The sequence below is a fragment of the Polaribacter gangjinensis genome, from assembly GCF_038024125.1.
GTDB classification, from domain to species: Bacteria; Bacteroidota; Bacteroidia; order Flavobacteriales; family Flavobacteriaceae; genus Polaribacter; species Polaribacter gangjinensis.
In genome coordinates this window covers 1,305,312-1,323,494 of sequence record NZ_CP150662.1, presented here as the reverse complement: position 1 = coordinate 1,323,494, position 18,183 = coordinate 1,305,312, and the positions used below count along the sequence as shown (strand labels likewise).

Here is an 18,183-nt window from a genome sequence, read left to right as displayed (position 1 = left end):
TCAATCATTCATTAAATCATTAAATCAATGAAACATTGTATCATTATAGGTGGTGGAATAATAGGTTTATGTTCGGCATATTATCTCCAAAAAGAAGGTCATCAAGTTACTGTTATTGACCAATCTGATTTTTCAAGTGGTGCATCTTATGTAAACGCAGGATATATTACACCAAGTCATATAATTTCATTGGCTGCTCCAGGAATCATTACAAAAGGGATAAAATGGATGTTTAATCCAGCAAGTCCATTTTATGTAAAACCACGTTTTGATTTGGATTTTTTTAAATGGGCAATTGCTTTTAAAAAATCGGCAACTGCAACAAAAGTGGCTAGTTCCATTCCTGTTTTAAAAGATATGAATTTGATTAGCAGGACATTATATGAAGAAATGCAAACATCCAAGGATTTTGATTTTTTCTACGAACACAAAGGTTTGATGATGTTTTACAAAACCGACAAAGCTGGAGAAGAAGAGTGGAATGTTGGAAAAAAAGCCATTGAATTGGGTTTGAAAGTCGAAAATTTATCAAAAGAAGAAGTTCAAAAAATTGAAAAAAATATCGATTTAAATATCAAAGGTGCTGTATATTATCATTCAGATGCGCACATGACTCCTAATGAATTTATGCCTCAATTAAAATCATATTTATTAAAAAATGGAGTTTCAATTTTAGAAAATCAAACCATTGAAGAACTGCAAATTTCAGGTGATAAAATATCTGCTGTCAAAACAAAAAATCAAGAATTTAAAGCGGATGAATTCGTTATTGCAGCTGGTTCTTGGACTCAAGAATTGGTTAAAAAATTAGGAATATCCATTCCAATTCAAGCAGGAAAAGGATATAGAATCAATGTTGAAAGAACAACCAATATTAGCATTCCAGCAATTTTGATGGAGGCAAAAGTAGCAGTAACACCTATGAACGGATTTACACGTTTTGCAGGAACAATGGAAATTGGCGGCATCAATCATACCATAAATCCAGTTCGTGTAAATGCAATTGCAAATGCCGCTGAAAATTATTATAATGATTTGAAAATTTATCAAGAAGAAAAAGCTACAGCACAATGTGGTTTGCGACCTTGTTCTCCTGATGGATTGCCATTTATTGGAAGAATTTCATCCGTCAAAAATGCAACAATTGCCTCAGGACATGCCATGATGGGTTGGAGTTTGGGACCTGTAACTGGAAAATTAGTTTCGGAAATTATTGATAATAAAAAAACATCTTTAGATATTCAACCATTTTCTGTGGAGAGAAAATTTTAAAATTGATTTTACAGTGAATAAAAAGCAACTCAGAGCAACATATAAACAAAAAAGAGAGAATTTATCATCTGCTGAAAAGAACTTTTTACAAGAAAATATCTATCAGCAAATTTATAATTTGGATATTTCTGATGTTAAAATTATTCATATCTTTTTAAGTTTAGAAAAGTTTAATGAGATAAACACAAGCCCAATAATCAACTATTTTAGAACTAAAAACATAAAAATAGTTGTTCCTAAAACTAATTTTAAAAACAATTCCTTAACTCATTTTTATCTAGAAGAAGATACTGAATTAGCAATCAATCATTATGGAATTCCTGAACCTAAAGATGCCATTGAAGTATCAGAGAATGACATTGACTTGGTTTTTGTTCCTCTTTTAATTTCGGATAAACAACATCACAGAATTGGTTATGGCAAAGGCTTTTATGACCGATTTTTAAGTAATTGCAGACCCAACTGTAAAAAAATAGGTTTAAATTTCTTTAAACCTATTTCTGAAATTAAGGATATTAATGAGTTTGATATTCCTTTGGATTTGGTATTGTATCCAAAGTAATAAAATCAATTACTCATGACAACTACAATTCGGAATTGTAAAACTATTCGTTTTTAAATTCAAAGGAACTCCTTCATTATAACCATTCATTTCAAAATAAAATTGGCTGCGTTTCACATCATAATTACCAATTTCGTTCATGGTTTTTACATCGTATAAACGACCATTAATCATCGTATAAATTACTGAATTTGAGTTTTTTATGTCTTCTAAAGGGTTTTTATCCAAGATGATTAAATCCGCTAATTTTCCTTTTTCTAAAGAACCCAATTCATCTCCAACTCCAATATAATGTGCGCCATTTATTGTTGCAGCTTTCAACGCTTCATGATTGGATAAACCACCTTGTTGCAACATCCACAATTCCCAATGAGCGCCCAATCCTTGCAATTGTCCATGTGCGCCTAAATTGACTTTTACGCCTAATTTTGCTAAATCTGTTACGGTTTTTGAGGTTAAAATATGCCCATTTTCATATTCTTCTTCAGGAACCATAGTTCTATGTCTTGCACGTGTGTCAACTACAAATCTTGGTGTGTATTTTAACAAAGTTTCATTTTCCCAAACATTCATTTTTTGATAAAATTCAAACTCACCATTCATACCTCCATAATTTACAATCAGCGTAGGTGTATAGCCAGTTTTACTGTTTTTCCAGAGTGATAAAACATCCTTATAAACCGGATTTACAGGGATATTATGTTCAATTCCTGTGTGGCCATCAAAAATCATACTCATGTTCGCATAGAAATTTGAACCTCCTTCAGGCACTACATTTACGCCAAATTCTTTAGCAGCTTGCATGATTTGTTGACGTTGTTCTCTTCTTGGTTGATTGTAACTTTTGATTGATTTTGCGCCAAAAGCTTTGGTTCTTGCAATCGCAAAACGAGCATCTTCTAAATTATTGATTACGGCTTTAAAATCGCCTTCAGCACCATATAAAATAAAGCCTGTTGAAAACATTCTAGGTCCAACTGTTTGTCCATTTTTTTGTAGTTCTTCTAAAGTAAATGCAGCAGCTGTATGTACAGAAGGATCATGAGAAGTAGTTACACCAAATGCCAAATTTGCATAAAATTGCCAATGTTTTTGAGTGCTCAATCCATTTCTAAAAGCACCCACATGCGCATGAACATCCACCATTCCTGGCATAATAGTTTTGCCATTCATGTTATAGACTTTTGCATCTGAAGGAATCGTGATATCATTGGTATTTCCAACTTTTTCGATTTTATTTTTATGGATGATAATAGTGCCATTTTCAATTACCTCATTGTCATTCATAGTGATGATTCGTGCATTTTTAAAGGCAATTCGTCCTTCAGGAATATCTGATGTTACTTTTAAATTGATGTCAATTCCTGATGCTTCTTCAGCAACTAAATTCGTTTTTACAAACGGATTTGTGGTATTGTTTACAATAGATTTTGAATAATATTTGTCACCCAAAGTCCAAAAAACTTTGTCATTTTTTTGATTCCAATGCAAATTGATTCCTGCATTTTTTGACAAGCTTTCTACTTTTACAAATTGTGAATTTTGGTCAACATTAATTTCTGAACCATTCATCACTAAAGGAGCCATAAACAATTTGTGCAAATGGATAAACGCAATCCAATTGTTGTCTTTGCTAGGCACTAATCTGTTTGCCAATTTTGAAGAAATATGACTTCGTTCTTCTTTTCCTTGCAAATCAACACTCATTAATTTTTTGGTCAAACCTCCAAAAAACTCTCCTCCAGTTTGAAAGAAAATGCGTTTGTCATCTGCAGAAAATTGAGGAAATTCTCCTGTTTTTGAAACTAATTTAGCTTCAGAGCCATCTGCATTTGCGATATAAATTCCGGTATTTTTAGTGTAATCAAAACCTTGGTCACTGTTTCCTTCTTCTTTTACAAAAGCCATTTTTGTTCCTGAATTGTTGTAAGTTGGCATTCTGTAAATCCCTTTTTCTTGGGAAATTTTTTTCAATTCTGAACCGTCTAAATTTACGGTGTAAATAGCACCTGAATTTTCATCATTCCAAGTAACAAAAACGACTGATTTTCCATCTACTGAAAAACTAGGTTCTGCTTCAAAATCAGTCAAATTTGTGATTCTTGTCGGAATTCCATCAGGCAATGTTTTTTTGTAAATATGTCCTAAAGAAGTAAAAATTATTGTTTTTTCATCTGGAGAAGTTTGTACATTTTTTATCATTTTCGATGTAAATTCGGCTTCAAAAGCAGCTCTTTTTACACGATGAGTTTCTGCAAGTTTTATAGTTGCATCCACTTGAAAAGGAATGTTTTCAATCTGTTTGGTGTCAATATTTATTTTATTGATTTTTCCTTGTGCCCAAATAATAATGTCTTTGTTATTTGGCAACCATGCAAAATAAGGATACACTCCAAAAACCGCCCAAGCTTCTTGTTGGTCTTTGCTTAAATTTTCATAAATTGGATATTCTTTTCCAGTTTCCAATTCATGAATGTATAAAACCGATTTTGTTCTAACTCGTTTTACGAAAGCCAATAATTTTCCGTCTTTAGAAATTACAGGTCTTGCTGCACCCCCTGGACCACCAGTAATTTGTGTGATTTCGCCAGTTTCAAAATTGTATTGATAGATGACATAAATTTGATTATTTGGATCTTTATTATATTGAAAATAACCTCCAGGATACATATCTTCAGCATAGTACAAATATTTTCCGTCCGAAGAAATAGACGGATCATTTACATCTTGTTGATCATTTTTACGTTTTGTTAATTGCAATCCTGCAGTTCCAGAAAGTGGATATTGCCACATTTCGCCTGCACCAACTGAACGTGTTGAGGTAAAATGTTTTCTAGCCACCAACGATTTTCCATCTGGAGTCCAAACAGCATTATTTAATAATTGGAATTTTTCTTCGGTAATTGCTTTGGCATTTTTACCATCTGCAGTCATCACCCAAATATTATCACCACCTTCTGCATCACTAGTAAACGAAATATATTTTCCATCTGGACTAAATCTTGGTTGTACTTCATATGCCAAACCAGCTCTCAAAACAGTGGCTTTCCCTCCAGAAATTGGCATGGAATAAATATCACCCAACATGTCAAAAACAATGGTTTTTCCATCAGGAGAAACGTCTAAATTCATCCAAGTTCCTTCGTTTGTATTCAACTTAAAAGTGTTGAATTTCCAATCTTTATTTGGATTGTTTACATCCCAAGTTACAGGTTTTTCGTCTTTTTTTTGTGCGTTTAAAAGAATGGAAACGCTCACAAAAAGTAGCGAAAGAAGAGGTTTTTTCATAATGATGTTTGTATTAAGATTGTGCTATAAAAGTACTAATAAATTCAAAGACCTTCCAATTTAAAAAGTAAATTCGGATTTGGGCAGGTGTTTTTCCAAGCTTCCAATTCACTTTCAAAAGCTACTCCTGGAAAATCATTTTGATAATCTAATAAAGTTAACATGATTTGAAAATGCAAATGTGGCACCCAATCTCCGTTTTCAGATGCATCACCCAAAACAGCAATTTGTGAACCTTTTTTGATAAAATCTCCTGATTTTTTCTCAGAAACACTTTTTTTAGACAAATGTCCATACAAAGTAAAAAAGTGAAAATTTTCAACTTTATGTTTTAGAATTATCAAACCTCCATAACCTTTGTGTTCATTGTCATTTGTTGAAAAGATAACTTCTCCATCCAAAATTGCATACACAGGAGTGTTTTTTGGAAGCCAAAAATCAACGCCTAAATGGGTGTTTCTTCTATCAAAAGTTTCGTTTATTTTTCTGACATACATTTCAGATGTGTACAAAGCACGCTTTTCTAAATAGCCACCTGCAATAATTTTTGTTGGATTTTCAGTTTGTAATTTTTGCAATTTTTCTTCAAAAAATGGCAAATTGTTAAACTCTTCTTCACCACCAATCCAAGTACTATTGATGCTAACATCCAAAGGACAAATCGAATTTTTTTGTATGGAAGGAAATAATTCTTTGAGAGAAAAAGTATTGTTTTTTGTCCAATTGTTAAATAGGGTTTCATTTGGATGTTTTAAAAACCCAAACTTTTTTTCAAAAGCTTTTAGAAAATCATGTTCTTTCATGAAATAAAAATAGGATAAAGTTTAGAAATGCGAACAATTTCATTTTTTATTCTTTGTAAATTTGTGTTAAAAATATTCGAAATGATCATTCAAGGAAACATTGTTGATATTCCAAATCACACAATTTTTAAAGGTGAAATTCTTATTGAAAAAGGTAAAATAGTTGATGTTCGAAAAGTCAATCATAATATAGAAACTTTTATTTTACCGGGTTTTGTTGACGCACATATTCATATTGAAAGTTCAATGTTAGTCCCATCAGAATTTGCTAAAAAAGCAGTGATTCATGGAACAGTTGCCACAGTTTCTGATCCTCATGAAATTGCCAATGTTTTAGGAGTGAAAGGTGTAGATTTCATGATTGAAAACGGAAAAAAAGTACCTTTTAAATTCAATTTTGGAGCACCAAGTTGTGTGCCTGCCACTAATTTTGAAAGTGCAGGAGCCATTATCAATGCTGATGATATTAAAAAGATGATGGAAAATCCGGACATCAAATATTTAGCAGAAATGATGAATTATCCTGGAGTGTTATTTGATGATGCTGAAGTTTTAGCAAAAATTCAACACGCAAAAAACAATCAAAAACCTATTGATGGTCATGCACCAGGTTTAAGAGGTGAAAAAATCTCAAAGTATATTGCAGCAGGAATTTCAACAGACCATGAATGTTTTTCGTATGAAGAAGGTTTGGAAAAATTGCAAAAAGGAATGAAAGTCATTATCAGAGAAGGAAGTGCTGCAAAAAACTTTGATGCTTTGATTGATTTACTGCCTGAACATTACGAAAATATGATGTTTTGTTCCGATGATAAACATCCAGATGATTTGTTGTTGGGTCATATCAATCAGTTGTGTAAACGCGCTGTTGCTAAAGAAATGGATGTTTTTAAAGTGTTGCAAATGGCGTGTATCAATCCTGTAAATCATTATAATTTGGATGTTGGTTTGTTGCAAAATGGAGATGCTGCTGATTTTATTGTAGTCGATAATTTGAAAGATTTCAACGTTTTACAAACTTTTATTGACGGAAATTTAGTTGCTGAAAAAGGAATTTCCTACATCAATTCTGTTTCTTTTAAGATTTTGAATAATTTTTCTGCTGTTAAAAAACAAGTTTCAGATTTTCAATTTTTATCAAAATGCGATAAAATCAATGTGATTGAAGCCTTAGAAGGTGAATTGGTTACTAATAAAATAGCAGCAACTTCCTTGATTGAAAATGGAAATTTGGTTTCCAATACAGCAACTGATATTTTAAAAATGGCTGTTGTAAATAGGTATAAAAATGATGTCCCAGCAATTGCATTTATCAAAAATTTTGGATTGAAACATGGCGCAATTGCAAGTTCTGTTGCACATGATTCCCACAATATTATTGCAGTTGGTGTTTCTGATGAGTTGATTTGCAAGGCTGTAAATTTAATCATTGAGCATAAAGGAGGAGTTTGTGCAGTGTCAGAAACTGAAGAGAAAATACTGCCTTTGCCAGTTGCAGGAATCATGTCTGAAAAATCTGCTGAGGAAACAGGAAAAGCGTATGCATCAATTGACAACATGGCAAAAGAAATGGGAAGCACTTTAAAAGCACCTTTTATGACACTTTCATTTATGGCTTTGTTGGTAATTCCGTCTTTAAAATTATCTGATAAAGGTTTGTTTGATGGAAATGCGTTTCAATTTACATCCTTAGAAATTAAATAAAAAGAAGCAGTACATTTGCAAAAATCAACCAAAAATGAGTTTATTATCAGAATTACAAAACAGAAGCAATCATCAATGTGAATTGTGTACAAGTCAAAAAAATTTAGCTATTTACGAAATAAAACCAGTTTCAAATGGAGGTTTTGATGGCAGTATTTTAGCATGTGAAACCTGTATTCAACAAATTGAAAATCCTGAAATGATGGATTCCAATCATTGGCGATGTTTGAATGATGCTATTTGGAGTGAATTTTCACCTGTAAAAGTGATTGCTTGGCGAATGTTACATCGTTTAAAAAATGAAGGTTGGCCCAAAGATTTGTTGGAAATGATGTATTTATCTGATGAAGAATTGGCAATTGCAAAAGCAACTAATGAACATTTGGATGATAGTGAAAAAGTAATTCACAGAGATTGCAATGGAGTAATTTTGGAAGCTGGTGACACAGTTGTGTTGATTAAAGACTTAAAAGTAAAAGGCTCAAGTATGGTTGCAAAACAAGGCACAGCAGTTCGTAGAATTTCGTTAGATCACGAAAATGCCAACTATATCGAAGGCAAAGTTAATGGAACTCAAATTGTCATCATCACAGAATATGTGAAAAAAATGGCAGATAAAGAGTAACCAAAAAGTACATTTTCACTTCATTTTATATTGCTATTTTCAATAAGCATTTTATTGAGAATCCTGTTTTACATAAAAAAAGAACTAAAAAATTAGTTCAAACTAAATATTTAGTTATATTTGTCAAATCAAACTAAAAAATTAGTTGTAAAATGAAAAAACAATTGACCAAAGCAGAAGAGGAGATTATGCAGGTTTTGTGGGATTTGCAAGCAGGTTCCGTAAAAGATGTTATTGATAAACTTCCTGAGCCAAAACCAGCATACAATACTGTTTCCACGATCATCAGAATTTTAGAAACCAAAGAATTTGTGGCGCACAAACCTCAAGGCAGAGGCTATGATTATTATCCTTTAGTTGATAAAGAAACCTACAGCAATCAGAGTTTGCATAAAATTATGAATGGTTATTTTGATGGATCATTCAAAAGTATGGTGTCGTTTTTTATGAAAGAAAATGACATGGATATTGCTGAATTAGAATCGATTATGAAAGAAATTAGTAAAGACAGTAGTCAGTAATCTGTTGACAGTAGACAGTTAGTTTCAAATATTAAAACAAAAAAGCTATGATACATTACATCCTTCAAGTCATTTTATTTCAGGTATTATTTTTGGCTGTGTATGATTTCTTTTTGAGCAAAGAAACATTTTTCACCAAAAACAGATGGTATTTATTAAGTACACCATTGTTGTCTTTTTTAATTCCATTAATAAAAATACCAAGTTTTCAAAAAGCAGTTTCAGAGGAATTTATAGTGGTTTTACCTGAAATTGTGTTATCTCCAGAAAAAACAATTCAGAGAACTTTTCATGAAACAACCATTGTTGATTCTGTAAATTATGTAACTATTTTATTTTGGGTTGGAGTTGCTTTCTTCTCACTATTATTTTTGTTCAAATTCCTTAGAATTTTTAGCCTTACCAAAAAACACGAAATCATCAAAAAATCGAAATTTATATTGATTTTGATTCCGAATCAAACCAAGGCTTTTTCGTTTTTCAATTACATTTTTTTGGGGAAAGAAATTCCAGAAACACAACAAGAAAAAATCATTCAACATGAAATGGTTCATAGTCAACAAAAGCATTCTCTTGATTTGTTTTATTTTGAGTTTCTTAAAATCAGTATGTGGTTTAATCCTATGATTTATCTCTATCAAAAACGAATTTCGTTGGTTCACGAATATATTTCTGATGCCATTGTTGCAAAATCAGAAACCAAAGAAACCTATATCAATAGTCTACTTTCCCATTTTTTTCAGGTTGAAAATATTTCATTTGTCAATCAATTTTATAAACCCTCTTATCTAAAAAAACGAATTATGATGATTACAAAAAAACAATCCCGCAAAATGAATCAACTCAAATATTTGGTTATGATTCCAGTATTATTGAGCATGCTTTTTTATAGTGCTTGTTCTGATAATGAAAGAACAACAAAAGATTTGCAAGGATATATTCCAGAAAAATCAACACAAATAGTTTATTATGAAATTGATGGAAAGGTCATAAAAGGACGTGGAGATAAAAAAACATATTTAGATAGTTACATTGGAGTTAATATTCCTGAAGGAATAGAAGTTTCTTATGATGATTTAAATAATTTTGAAAGAGAAGAATTTGATGTAATATTTAATAGATTTAAACAGAGAGAGTCTTCAAATAGAACCAATTTTAAATCTTTGAAAATTTATCAGAAAAAAAATGGAAGAAAAACTTTGGCAGCATTTTTAGACTTAGATAAAATGTCCAGTTTTAAAACAGAAAAAAAAATGTTGTCTGATGGTTCGTTTTCTGTTTTAGATGTTCAAAAAACCCCAGTATTTCCTGGTTGTAAAGAAAGAGATTTAGATTGTTTTTTTAAAAAATTAGATGAACATTTCAAGAAGAACTTTAATACAAACATTACAAAAAATTTAGGATTAAGTTCTGGAATAAAGAAAGCTTTTGTCTCGTTTAATATTGATACAAATGGAAAAGTTGCAGATATTAATGTTAAAGCACCACACGAAATCATTAAAAAAGAAGTTGAGCAAATTATAAACTCTTTACCAAAAATGACTATTGGAGAAAATGATGGAACGCCCGTAAAAGTAAAATATACTTTACCATTTTCTTTTTATGTAGAATAAAAAATATGCTTTTATGAAAAAGAAAATTATATTCATTTTATTATTTGTAATTGTAAAAGTTGGAGCGCAAACTCCAACTTTTCATTTTTCTTCAATTTTATAAAAGGCTACTTTACTTAGATATTAAATAAGTTTTAAAAAAGACTATTTTTTAAAAGGAGAAACTTTGGATTAAAATTCGGTAAAATTTATTAATTTCACACAATAAACAAATTTATGTTTTTGCGTGTTTTTTTTGTGTTTTTTATATTGATTTTTTGCAGTGCTTGCGATTATTTTCCGCTATCAAAAAAACAACAATTGCTTGATTTAGATACGATTATCAATTTTAATGAAGTTGATTTTTCACCTTCTTTTGCAATGTGTGATTCCTTAGTAGAAAAAGAAGCAAAATCCACTTGTTTTAGAACGAATATCCATCAAAAAATAGGTGAGGAGTTACAAAAGCAAGTTTTTACCATCAAAGATTCTATTGATGAAATTGTTACCGTTCATTTATTAATCGATAACAAAGGTGATGTGAAATTAGAACAAATGGAAGCCTCAGAAATCATCAAAGAGCAATTGCCATCATTGGATAGTTTATTAGCAATCAGTGTTCAAAATTTACCTAAAATCTATCCAGCAATCAAAAGAGGAATTCCTGTAAAAACAAAGTATATTTTGCCAATCAGAATTCAGTTGAAAGAGTAGTTTTGTAAGATTTTAGTTTACAAATGAAGAATTTTCCACAGTTTGTCTTTCAACTCCATTAATCCAATTTCAGCTACAGACGAAATAAAAACGGTTTCAATTCCTTTAGGAAGTGTCTCTCTAATTTCTGTTTTTAATTCTTCATCTAATAAATCTGATTTAGAAATTGCCAATAAACGATGCTTGTCTAACAGCTCGGGATTGTATTTTTTGAGTTCATTCAATAAAATATCATATTCAGTATTGATATCATTGCTGTCTGCAGGAATCAAAAATAACAATACTGCATTTCGTTCAATGTGACGTAAAAAATAATGTCCTAATCCTTTTCCTTCAGCAGCACCTTCAATAATTCCTGGAATATCTGCCATTACAAAAGTTTGATGATTTCGATATTCAACAATTCCTAAATTTGGTTTTAATGTAGTAAAAGCATAATCTGCAATTTTAGGTTTTGCAGCTGTAACCACAGAAAGTAAGGTTGATTTTCCTGCATTTGGGAAACCTACCAAACCAACATCAGCCAAAATTTTTAGTTCAATGCGAAACCATCCTTCTTGGCCGTCAATTCCGGGTTGTGCAAATCTTGGAGTTTGATGAGTTGCTGTTCTAAAATGCCAGTTTCCTAGTCCGCCTTTACCACCTTCTAGTAGAATAACTTCTTTTTTATCTTCGGTAATTTCTACAATAATTTCATCAGTATCAGCATCTCTAATGATGGTTCCTAAAGGAACATCAATATACACATCTTCACCATCAGCACCAGTACTTCTACTTTTGCTTCCTGCACCACCTTGAGTTGCTCTAAAATGACGTTTAAACTTTAAATGAAAAAGTGTCCATAAATTTTTGTCACCTCGTAAAATGATATGTCCACCACGTCCGCCATCACCACCATCAGGACCGCCTTTTTCGATAAATTTTTCTCTATGCAAATGCGTTGAACCTTGTCCGCCTTTACCAGAACTTGCATAAATTTTTATATAATCAACGAAATTGCCTTCGGTCATTTGGAGTTTTTAGTTTTTAGTGTTTAGTTTTTATTTCAAAACTTTGAACTTATAAAGTTTCAAATACAGTTGAAATTCGATGGGTAATATCTTCAATACTTCCAACACCATTGATGCCAAAATATTTGTTTTGAGCTTGGTAAAAATCTTTTAAGATAGCGGTTTTTGTATTGTATTCGTTGAAACGATTTCTTATTTTTTCTTCATCAGTATCGTCTGTTCTTCCACTTGTTTTTCCACGTTCTAAAATACGTTCAACCAAAATATCTTCAGGCACTTCTAACGCAATCATGGCATCAATTTGCATGCCTTTTTCAGTTAAAAATGCATCTAAAGCAGTTGCTTGTGAGGCTGTTCTTGGAAATCCATCAAAAATGATTCCACAAGCATCACTATTTTTTTCAACTTCATCCTTTAACATATCAATAGTAACTTCGTCAGGAACCAAATCGCCAGCATCAATATAACTTTTTGCTAATTTACCAAGTTCAGTTTCGTTTTTGATATTGAATCTAAAAACATCTCCTGTAGAAATATGTACTAAATTATATTTCTCTTTTAAAACGATTGCTTGTGTCCCTTTTCCTGCTCCTGGAGGACCAAATAATACAATATTTTTCATTGTTGGTTTGTTTGTTAATTGATAAATTGCTGGATAATTTCTGCCTAAACCATTGTAATCTAAGCCATATCCAACAATGAATTTGTCTTCAATACTTTTTCCAATATAATTGATATGCAATTCTTTTTTAAAAACATCAGGTTTAAAAAATAGCGTAACAATTTTTAATTCTTTTACATTTTTATCTCTAAAGATATTATAAATTTCTTGTAAAGTGCTTCCGGTATCAATAATATCCTCTAAAATAATAATGGTTCTTCCTGTTAAATCCTCATTAATACCTACCAAATGTTTTACATCATCTGTTGATTTTGTTCCGTTATAAGAGGCTAATTTTACAAATGAAACTTCACAATTTCCTTGATACGCTCTTATAAAATCAGCTGCGAATAAAAAACATCCATTTAAAATTCCGACAAAAATAGGAATTTCATTTTCAGATAAATCTTCTTTTACTTGCCAAGCTAAGTTTTTTACAATCGCAGCAATTTCATCCTTTTCAATAAAAGAACTAAAATATAAATCGTGTAGTTTTATAATTTTCATCAGGATGTAAATATAATGCCTATCTGTGAAATGAAAAAACCGTTTTTAATCTGATAATCAGTAGTTAAAAACGGTTTTTAAATAGGTTTAAAAAGTTAACTATTTTTATCTTCTTTTTTTGTGGTATCGTACATAATTGGTGTTGCCACAAAAATAGATGAGTATGTTCCAACCACAATACCCACAATCAATGCGAACATGAATCCTTTGATGGAATCCCCTCCAAAGAAAAAGATTGCTAATAATACCAATAAAGTTGTTAATGAAGTATTGATAGTTCTTCCTAAAGTTAAATTGATGGCACTATTGATTAATTCGTTATGTTTTCCTCTTCTTTCGTTAGTAAATTCTCTAATTCTATCGAAAATAATTACAGTATCATTCAACGAATACCCTACAACTGTTAGAATTGCAGCTATGAATGATTGATCAATTTCCATGTCAAAAGGCATGAAAGTGTATGTTAAAGAGAAAACTCCTAATACAATCAACACGTCATGGAAAACTGCAGCAACTGCTCCAATTGAGAAAGATACTTTTCTAAAGCGTAATAAAATGTATAAGAAAACAATTAATAATGAACCAATAACTGAATATAAAGCTGAAGTTTTAATATCATCAGCAATTGTTGGTTCAACTTTTAAGAAACTCATAATTCCTGCACCTTGTTTTTCAAATCCAGGTTTAAAGTTTTCGTAAGAAGTTTTTGCCAAATATGGTTTTAAACCATTGTATAAAGTTTCTTGAATTTCTTCATCAACTTCTTGTCCTTCTTCATCAATTCTGTAAACCGTAGTGATTTTTAATTGATTTGCGTTACCATAAGTTTTAACTTCTGGAGCACTTCCAAAAACCGATTTCAATTCTTGAGCAACTTTTGTAGGTGTCATTTCTTGATCAAAACGAACTACATAAGAACGACCTCCTTTAAAATCAACTCCTTGTTTTAATCCGATAGTAAATATAGAAACTAAACTGATGATAACTAATGTACTTGAAATTACATAAGCAACTTTACGTTTTCTAATAAAAGCAACATTGATATTTGTAAACCAACCTTTTGAGAAATTCGTGTTGAAAGTTAAATTCATTTTTTTGTTTACAGCGCTATCAACCAACAATCTAGTAATAAATACGGCTGTAAATAATGAAGTTGCAATACCAATCATTAATGTCAATGCAAAACCTTTAATTGGTCCTGTTCCAAAAACATATAAAATGATACCTGTTAATAATGTAGTAATGTTTGCATCAATAATTGCAGAAAGTGCTCCTTTGATTGAGAATCCTTCTTCAACTGCTTGTTTTAAGCCCATTTTTGCAGCCAAACCTTCTTTGATTCTCTCAAAGATAATTACGTTTGCATCAACAGACATACCAATAGTTAAAATAATACCTGCAATACCAGGTAAAGTCAATACAGCGTTGAAAGATGCTAAAATTCCGAAAATGAAAAGAATGTTCACAACTAAAGCAATGTTTGAGAAAATTCCTGCCTTTCCGTAATAAAAAATCATCCAAAGTAATACCAAACAAATTGCAATCATGAATGAATTTACAGAAGCATCAATTGATTGTTGACCTAAAGACGGACCAACAACTTCTGCTTGAATGATTCTTGCAGCAGCTGGTAATTTACCTGCTTTCAATACAGTTGCAATGTCTTCAGCTTCAGCAATCGTCATTGTACCTCCAGAAATAGATGTTCTTCCTCCAGTGATTGCTTGGTTTACAGAAGGAGCTGTATATACATAATTATCCAAAACAACAGCTACAAACTTGCCTACATTGTCTGCAGTCATTTTTGCCCATTGTTTGGTTCCTGTACTATTCATGGTCATACTAACTTCTGGTTTGTTCAATTGATCAAACACTTGAGCAGCATCTAAAATAACATCACCTTCAATTGGAGCAACATCATTTCTATTTCCTTTGATAGCATATAATCCAATCAATTCTGTACCATCAGTTCCTTTTTCAGATTTGTAATCCCATAAGAATTTTACATAGCGCAATTCAGTAGGCAATAACGCTCTTACTTCTTTTTTAGCTAATAAATTGTTTACAGTTGCAGTATCTAAAACTCTAGCTTGACCCACTAAAGAGCTAACTTGTTGTTGAGATTGTGCTACATTTGGGAATAAATAAGTAAAAAGATTTTTTTGAACTTTTGTAGAATCAGTAGTTTCTCCTAACAAGTCATCAATATTTCCTTTCTTTAGAGTATCTTTTTCAACAGCAGTATCGTCTTTTAACATTTCTGCAACTACTGCATTTGCTTCAAAGAAAAAGTTTTGAACTTCTACATTCGAATGCACTTCCCAAAACTGTAATTCAGCTTTACTTGTAATTAATTTTGTAACACGTTCAATATCTTTTGCACCTGGCAATTCAATTTGAATTCTTCCTGAAGTTCCGATTCTTTGAATGTTTGGTTGTGTAACTCCGAATTTATCAATTCTACTTCTTAAAACTTCAAAAGCAGTTCCAATTGAGCTATTAATTTCTTCTTGTAAAGTTTCTTTAACAGTAGCATTATCTTCATTTAAAGAGATTTTTTCACTCAATGCTTTTGTTCCAAAAATTGATGGATCACTTAATTTTGTTTTACCAGCAATTTTTTCAAATTCTTCAAAAAAGAGGGTTAAATAATCTGAATTACTATTTTTTTGTCTTTCGTCAGCAGCCGCTAATGCTTTGTTAAATACTTCATTCTTAGAATCGTTAGATAAGCTTATCAACACTTCTTTTACAGAAACTTGTAAAATGGCATTGATACCACCTTTCAAATCAAGACCAAGATTCATTTCTTTATCTTTCACATCATTGTAGGTATATTTTGTAACACCTAAGTCAATAATGTCTTTGTTAGCAACGCTGTCTAAATACTTTTTTTCGAAAGCAGCTTTTTCTCTAGCATTGTTATTTTTATCCATATTTTTAGCGTAGGCAGCAGCATCGTTTTCTACTTTGGTTGCCAAAAATGTGAATGATAATTGATATAAACTTACCAATCCAAAAAGGATAGCAAATAATTTAATAAGTCCTTTGTTTTGCATCTTCTTTAATTTATGTCGACTTCTTTTTTTTAAAACGTGCAAATATAGTATTTCATAGTAGGCTAAGCAATTATTTTATAATATTTATTGTATTAGCCTAAAACAGGCTTTTGTACTTTTAAATTTATACCGACAAAAACCTGTTAAAATTCATTATATTTAAACTCTAATTTCTATAAATATATAAAATGAGGTATTTAACTGATATTGAGATTGCTCAAGCAAAAAATCCTTTACACATCAAAAATATTGCTGAAAAATTAGGTATAGATGAAGACGATTTGGAGATGTATGGAAAACACAAAGCAAAACTACCTTTGTTTTTGATTGATGATGAAAAAGTAGCACAAAACAATTTGGTTTTAGTAACTGCATTAACGCCAACTCCAGCAGGAGAAGGAAAAACTACGGTTTCAATTGGTTTGACAGAAGGGTTAAATAAAATTGGAAAACAAGCTGTTGTAGTGTTGAGAGAACCTTCTTTAGGACCTGTTTTTGGTATGAAAGGTGGAGCTGCAGGAGGAGGCTATTCTCAAGTAATTCCAATGGAAGAAATCAATTTGCATTTTACGGGTGATTTTAACGCAGTTGAAAAAGCTAATAATTTACTTGCAGCGTTGATTGATAACAACATCCAAAATAAAACCAATAATTTAAATATTGATCCAAGAACAGTTCTTTGGAAACGTGTGATGGATATGAATGATCGTTCTTTACGAGAAATTATTATTGGTTTGGGAGGCACTGCAAATGGTGTTCCGAGACAAGATGGATTTAATATTACACCTGCATCAGAAGTGATGGCGATTTTATGCATGTCAACTGATTTAGATAATTTAAAAGAACGTTTGGGAAATATTTTTATAGGGTTTACTTTTGATAACAAACCTGTTTTTGCCAAAGATTTGAAAGCTGAAAATGCGATGGCAATTTTATTAAAAGAAGCTATTAAACCAAATTTAGTGCAAACTTTAGAAGGAAATCCTGCAATTCTTCATGGAGGTCCTTTTGCGAATATTGCACAAGGAACCAATACCATTATTGCCACAAAAATGGGACTTTCTTTGGCTAATTATGCAGTCACTGAAGCGGGTTTTGGAGCTGATTTAGGTGCAGAAAAGTTTCTAAATATCAAATCAACTTTTGCGAAACTCAATCCAAAATGTGTGGTTTTGGTTGCTACAATTAGAGCGTTACGTCATCATGGAGGTGCAAAAAGTGAAGAATATAATACGCCAAATTTAGAACGAGTTTCTGAGGGATTTAAAAATTTAGAAAAACACATAGAAAATGTTCGAAAGTTTCATGTTGAGCCAGTAGTTGCAATCAATTCATTTATTTCTGATTCTGACGAAGAAGTGGCATTTGTTATTGAAAAATGTGCTAAGTTAGGTGTGAAAGCAGTGGTTTCTGAAGGTTGGGCAAAAGGTGGTGAAGGAACCAAAAAATTAGCTGCAGCTGTTGTTGATGTTGTTGAAAACAAAGCAACTCAATACAAACCTTTATACGATTGGAAAAGTCCTATAAAACAAAAAATTGAAACTATTGCCAAAGAAATGTACGGAGCAAAAACGGTTGAATATAGCAAACAAGCTCAAATTGATTTGAGAAGAATTGATAGGTTAGGGTTCAATGATTTTGCAGTTTGCATGGCGAAAACTCAAAAATCATTTTCTGATAATGAGTTTTTAATTGGAAGGCCAGAAGGTTTTACAGTTACAGTTCGTGAAATAGAAATTGCTGCAGGAGCTCAATTTGTAATTCCTATTTTAGGAAAAATGATGCGAATGCCAGGATTGCCTGTTATTCCTGCATCTGAAAATATGACTATTGATAAAAACGGAGTAATTTCTGGGTTGTCATAA

General features: G+C 31.4%; 13 protein-coding genes. 8 read left to right on the top strand and 5 right to left on the bottom strand.

The annotated features are described in order from the left end of the window. Positions 1-27 precede the first annotated feature (27 nt). On the top strand, positions 28-1,272 hold the full coding sequence (locus WHA43_RS05905) for an NAD(P)/FAD-dependent oxidoreductase (protein WP_105046178.1): 1,245 nt from the start codon (positions 28-30) through the stop codon (positions 1,270-1,272). A gap of 13 nt (positions 1,273-1,285) precedes the next feature. Beyond that, on the top strand, positions 1,286-1,834 hold the full coding sequence (locus WHA43_RS05900) for a 5-formyltetrahydrofolate cyclo-ligase (protein ID WP_105046177.1): 549 nt from the start codon (positions 1,286-1,288) through the stop codon (positions 1,832-1,834). 9 nt (positions 1,835-1,843) lie between these two features. Here the strand turns inward: WHA43_RS05900 and WHA43_RS05895 are convergent, their stop codons facing one another. Together WHA43_RS05895 and WHA43_RS05890 are read right to left on the bottom strand one after the other, a co-directional pair. Then, positions 1,844-5,122 (bottom strand): amidohydrolase family protein, encoded by a 3,279-nt coding sequence (locus WHA43_RS05895; protein WP_105046176.1) that lies wholly within the window; start codon positions 5,120-5,122, stop codon positions 1,844-1,846. 44 nt (positions 5,123-5,166) lie between these two features. Further along, positions 5,167-5,925 carry a peptidoglycan DD-metalloendopeptidase family protein gene (locus tag WHA43_RS05890; RefSeq protein WP_105046175.1) on the bottom strand — a complete coding sequence of 253 codons (759 nt, stop codon included), beginning with the start codon at positions 5,923-5,925 and terminating at the stop codon, positions 5,167-5,169. 81 nt (positions 5,926-6,006) lie between these two features. On the opposite strand from WHA43_RS05890, the gene ade reads away from it, so the two are divergent. The 5 genes from ade (at position 6,007) to WHA43_RS05865 (ending at position 11,081) form a co-directional block, all read left to right on the top strand. Continuing rightward, complete coding sequence (ade, locus tag WHA43_RS05885) at positions 6,007-7,629, top strand: adenine deaminase (protein ID WP_105046174.1); 1,623 nt, start codon at positions 6,007-6,009, stop codon at positions 7,627-7,629. A 34-nt stretch (positions 7,630-7,663) separates the two neighbouring features. After that, positions 7,664-8,254: a PhnA domain-containing protein gene (locus WHA43_RS05880; RefSeq protein ID WP_105046173.1), complete on the top strand. Its 591-nt coding sequence runs from the start codon at positions 7,664-7,666 to the stop codon at positions 8,252-8,254. A 152-nt stretch (positions 8,255-8,406) separates the two neighbouring features. After that, positions 8,407-8,775 carry a BlaI/MecI/CopY family transcriptional regulator gene (locus WHA43_RS05875; protein ID WP_105046172.1) on the top strand — a complete coding sequence of 123 codons (369 nt, stop codon included), beginning with the start codon at positions 8,407-8,409 and terminating at the stop codon, positions 8,773-8,775. 47 nt (positions 8,776-8,822) lie between these two features. Next, positions 8,823-10,388, top strand: a complete 1,566-nt coding sequence (locus WHA43_RS05870; protein ID WP_105046171.1) for a M56 family metallopeptidase — start codon at positions 8,823-8,825, stop codon at positions 10,386-10,388. Positions 10,389-10,688: 300 nt separating this feature from the next. Next, complete coding sequence (locus tag WHA43_RS05865; RefSeq protein ID WP_226742842.1) at positions 10,689-11,081, top strand: hypothetical protein; 393 nt, start codon at positions 10,689-10,691, stop codon at positions 11,079-11,081. A 17-nt stretch (positions 11,082-11,098) separates the two neighbouring features. Here WHA43_RS05865 and obgE read toward each other — a convergent pair whose 3' ends face one another. The 3 genes from obgE to secDF form a co-directional block, all read right to left on the bottom strand. Beyond that, entirely contained in the window at positions 11,099-12,091 is a 993-nt protein-coding gene (obgE, locus tag WHA43_RS05860) for a GTPase ObgE (protein ID WP_105046169.1), read from the bottom strand. 49 nt (positions 12,092-12,140) lie between these two features. Further along, positions 12,141-13,259 carry an adenylate kinase gene (locus WHA43_RS05855; protein ID WP_105046168.1) on the bottom strand — a complete coding sequence of 373 codons (1,119 nt, stop codon included), beginning with the start codon at positions 13,257-13,259 and terminating at the stop codon, positions 12,141-12,143. A 95-nt stretch (positions 13,260-13,354) separates the two neighbouring features. Continuing rightward, on the bottom strand, positions 13,355-16,318 hold the full coding sequence (gene secDF, locus WHA43_RS05850) for a protein translocase subunit SecDF (RefSeq protein WP_105046167.1): 2,964 nt from the start codon (positions 16,316-16,318) through the stop codon (positions 13,355-13,357). Positions 16,319-16,506: 188 nt separating this feature from the next. On the opposite strand from secDF, the gene WHA43_RS05845 reads away from it, so the two are divergent. After that, the gene (locus WHA43_RS05845; RefSeq protein ID WP_105046166.1) at positions 16,507-18,183 is read left to right on the top strand and encodes a formate--tetrahydrofolate ligase; all 1,677 of its coding nucleotides are present in this window, start codon (positions 16,507-16,509) and stop codon (positions 18,181-18,183) included.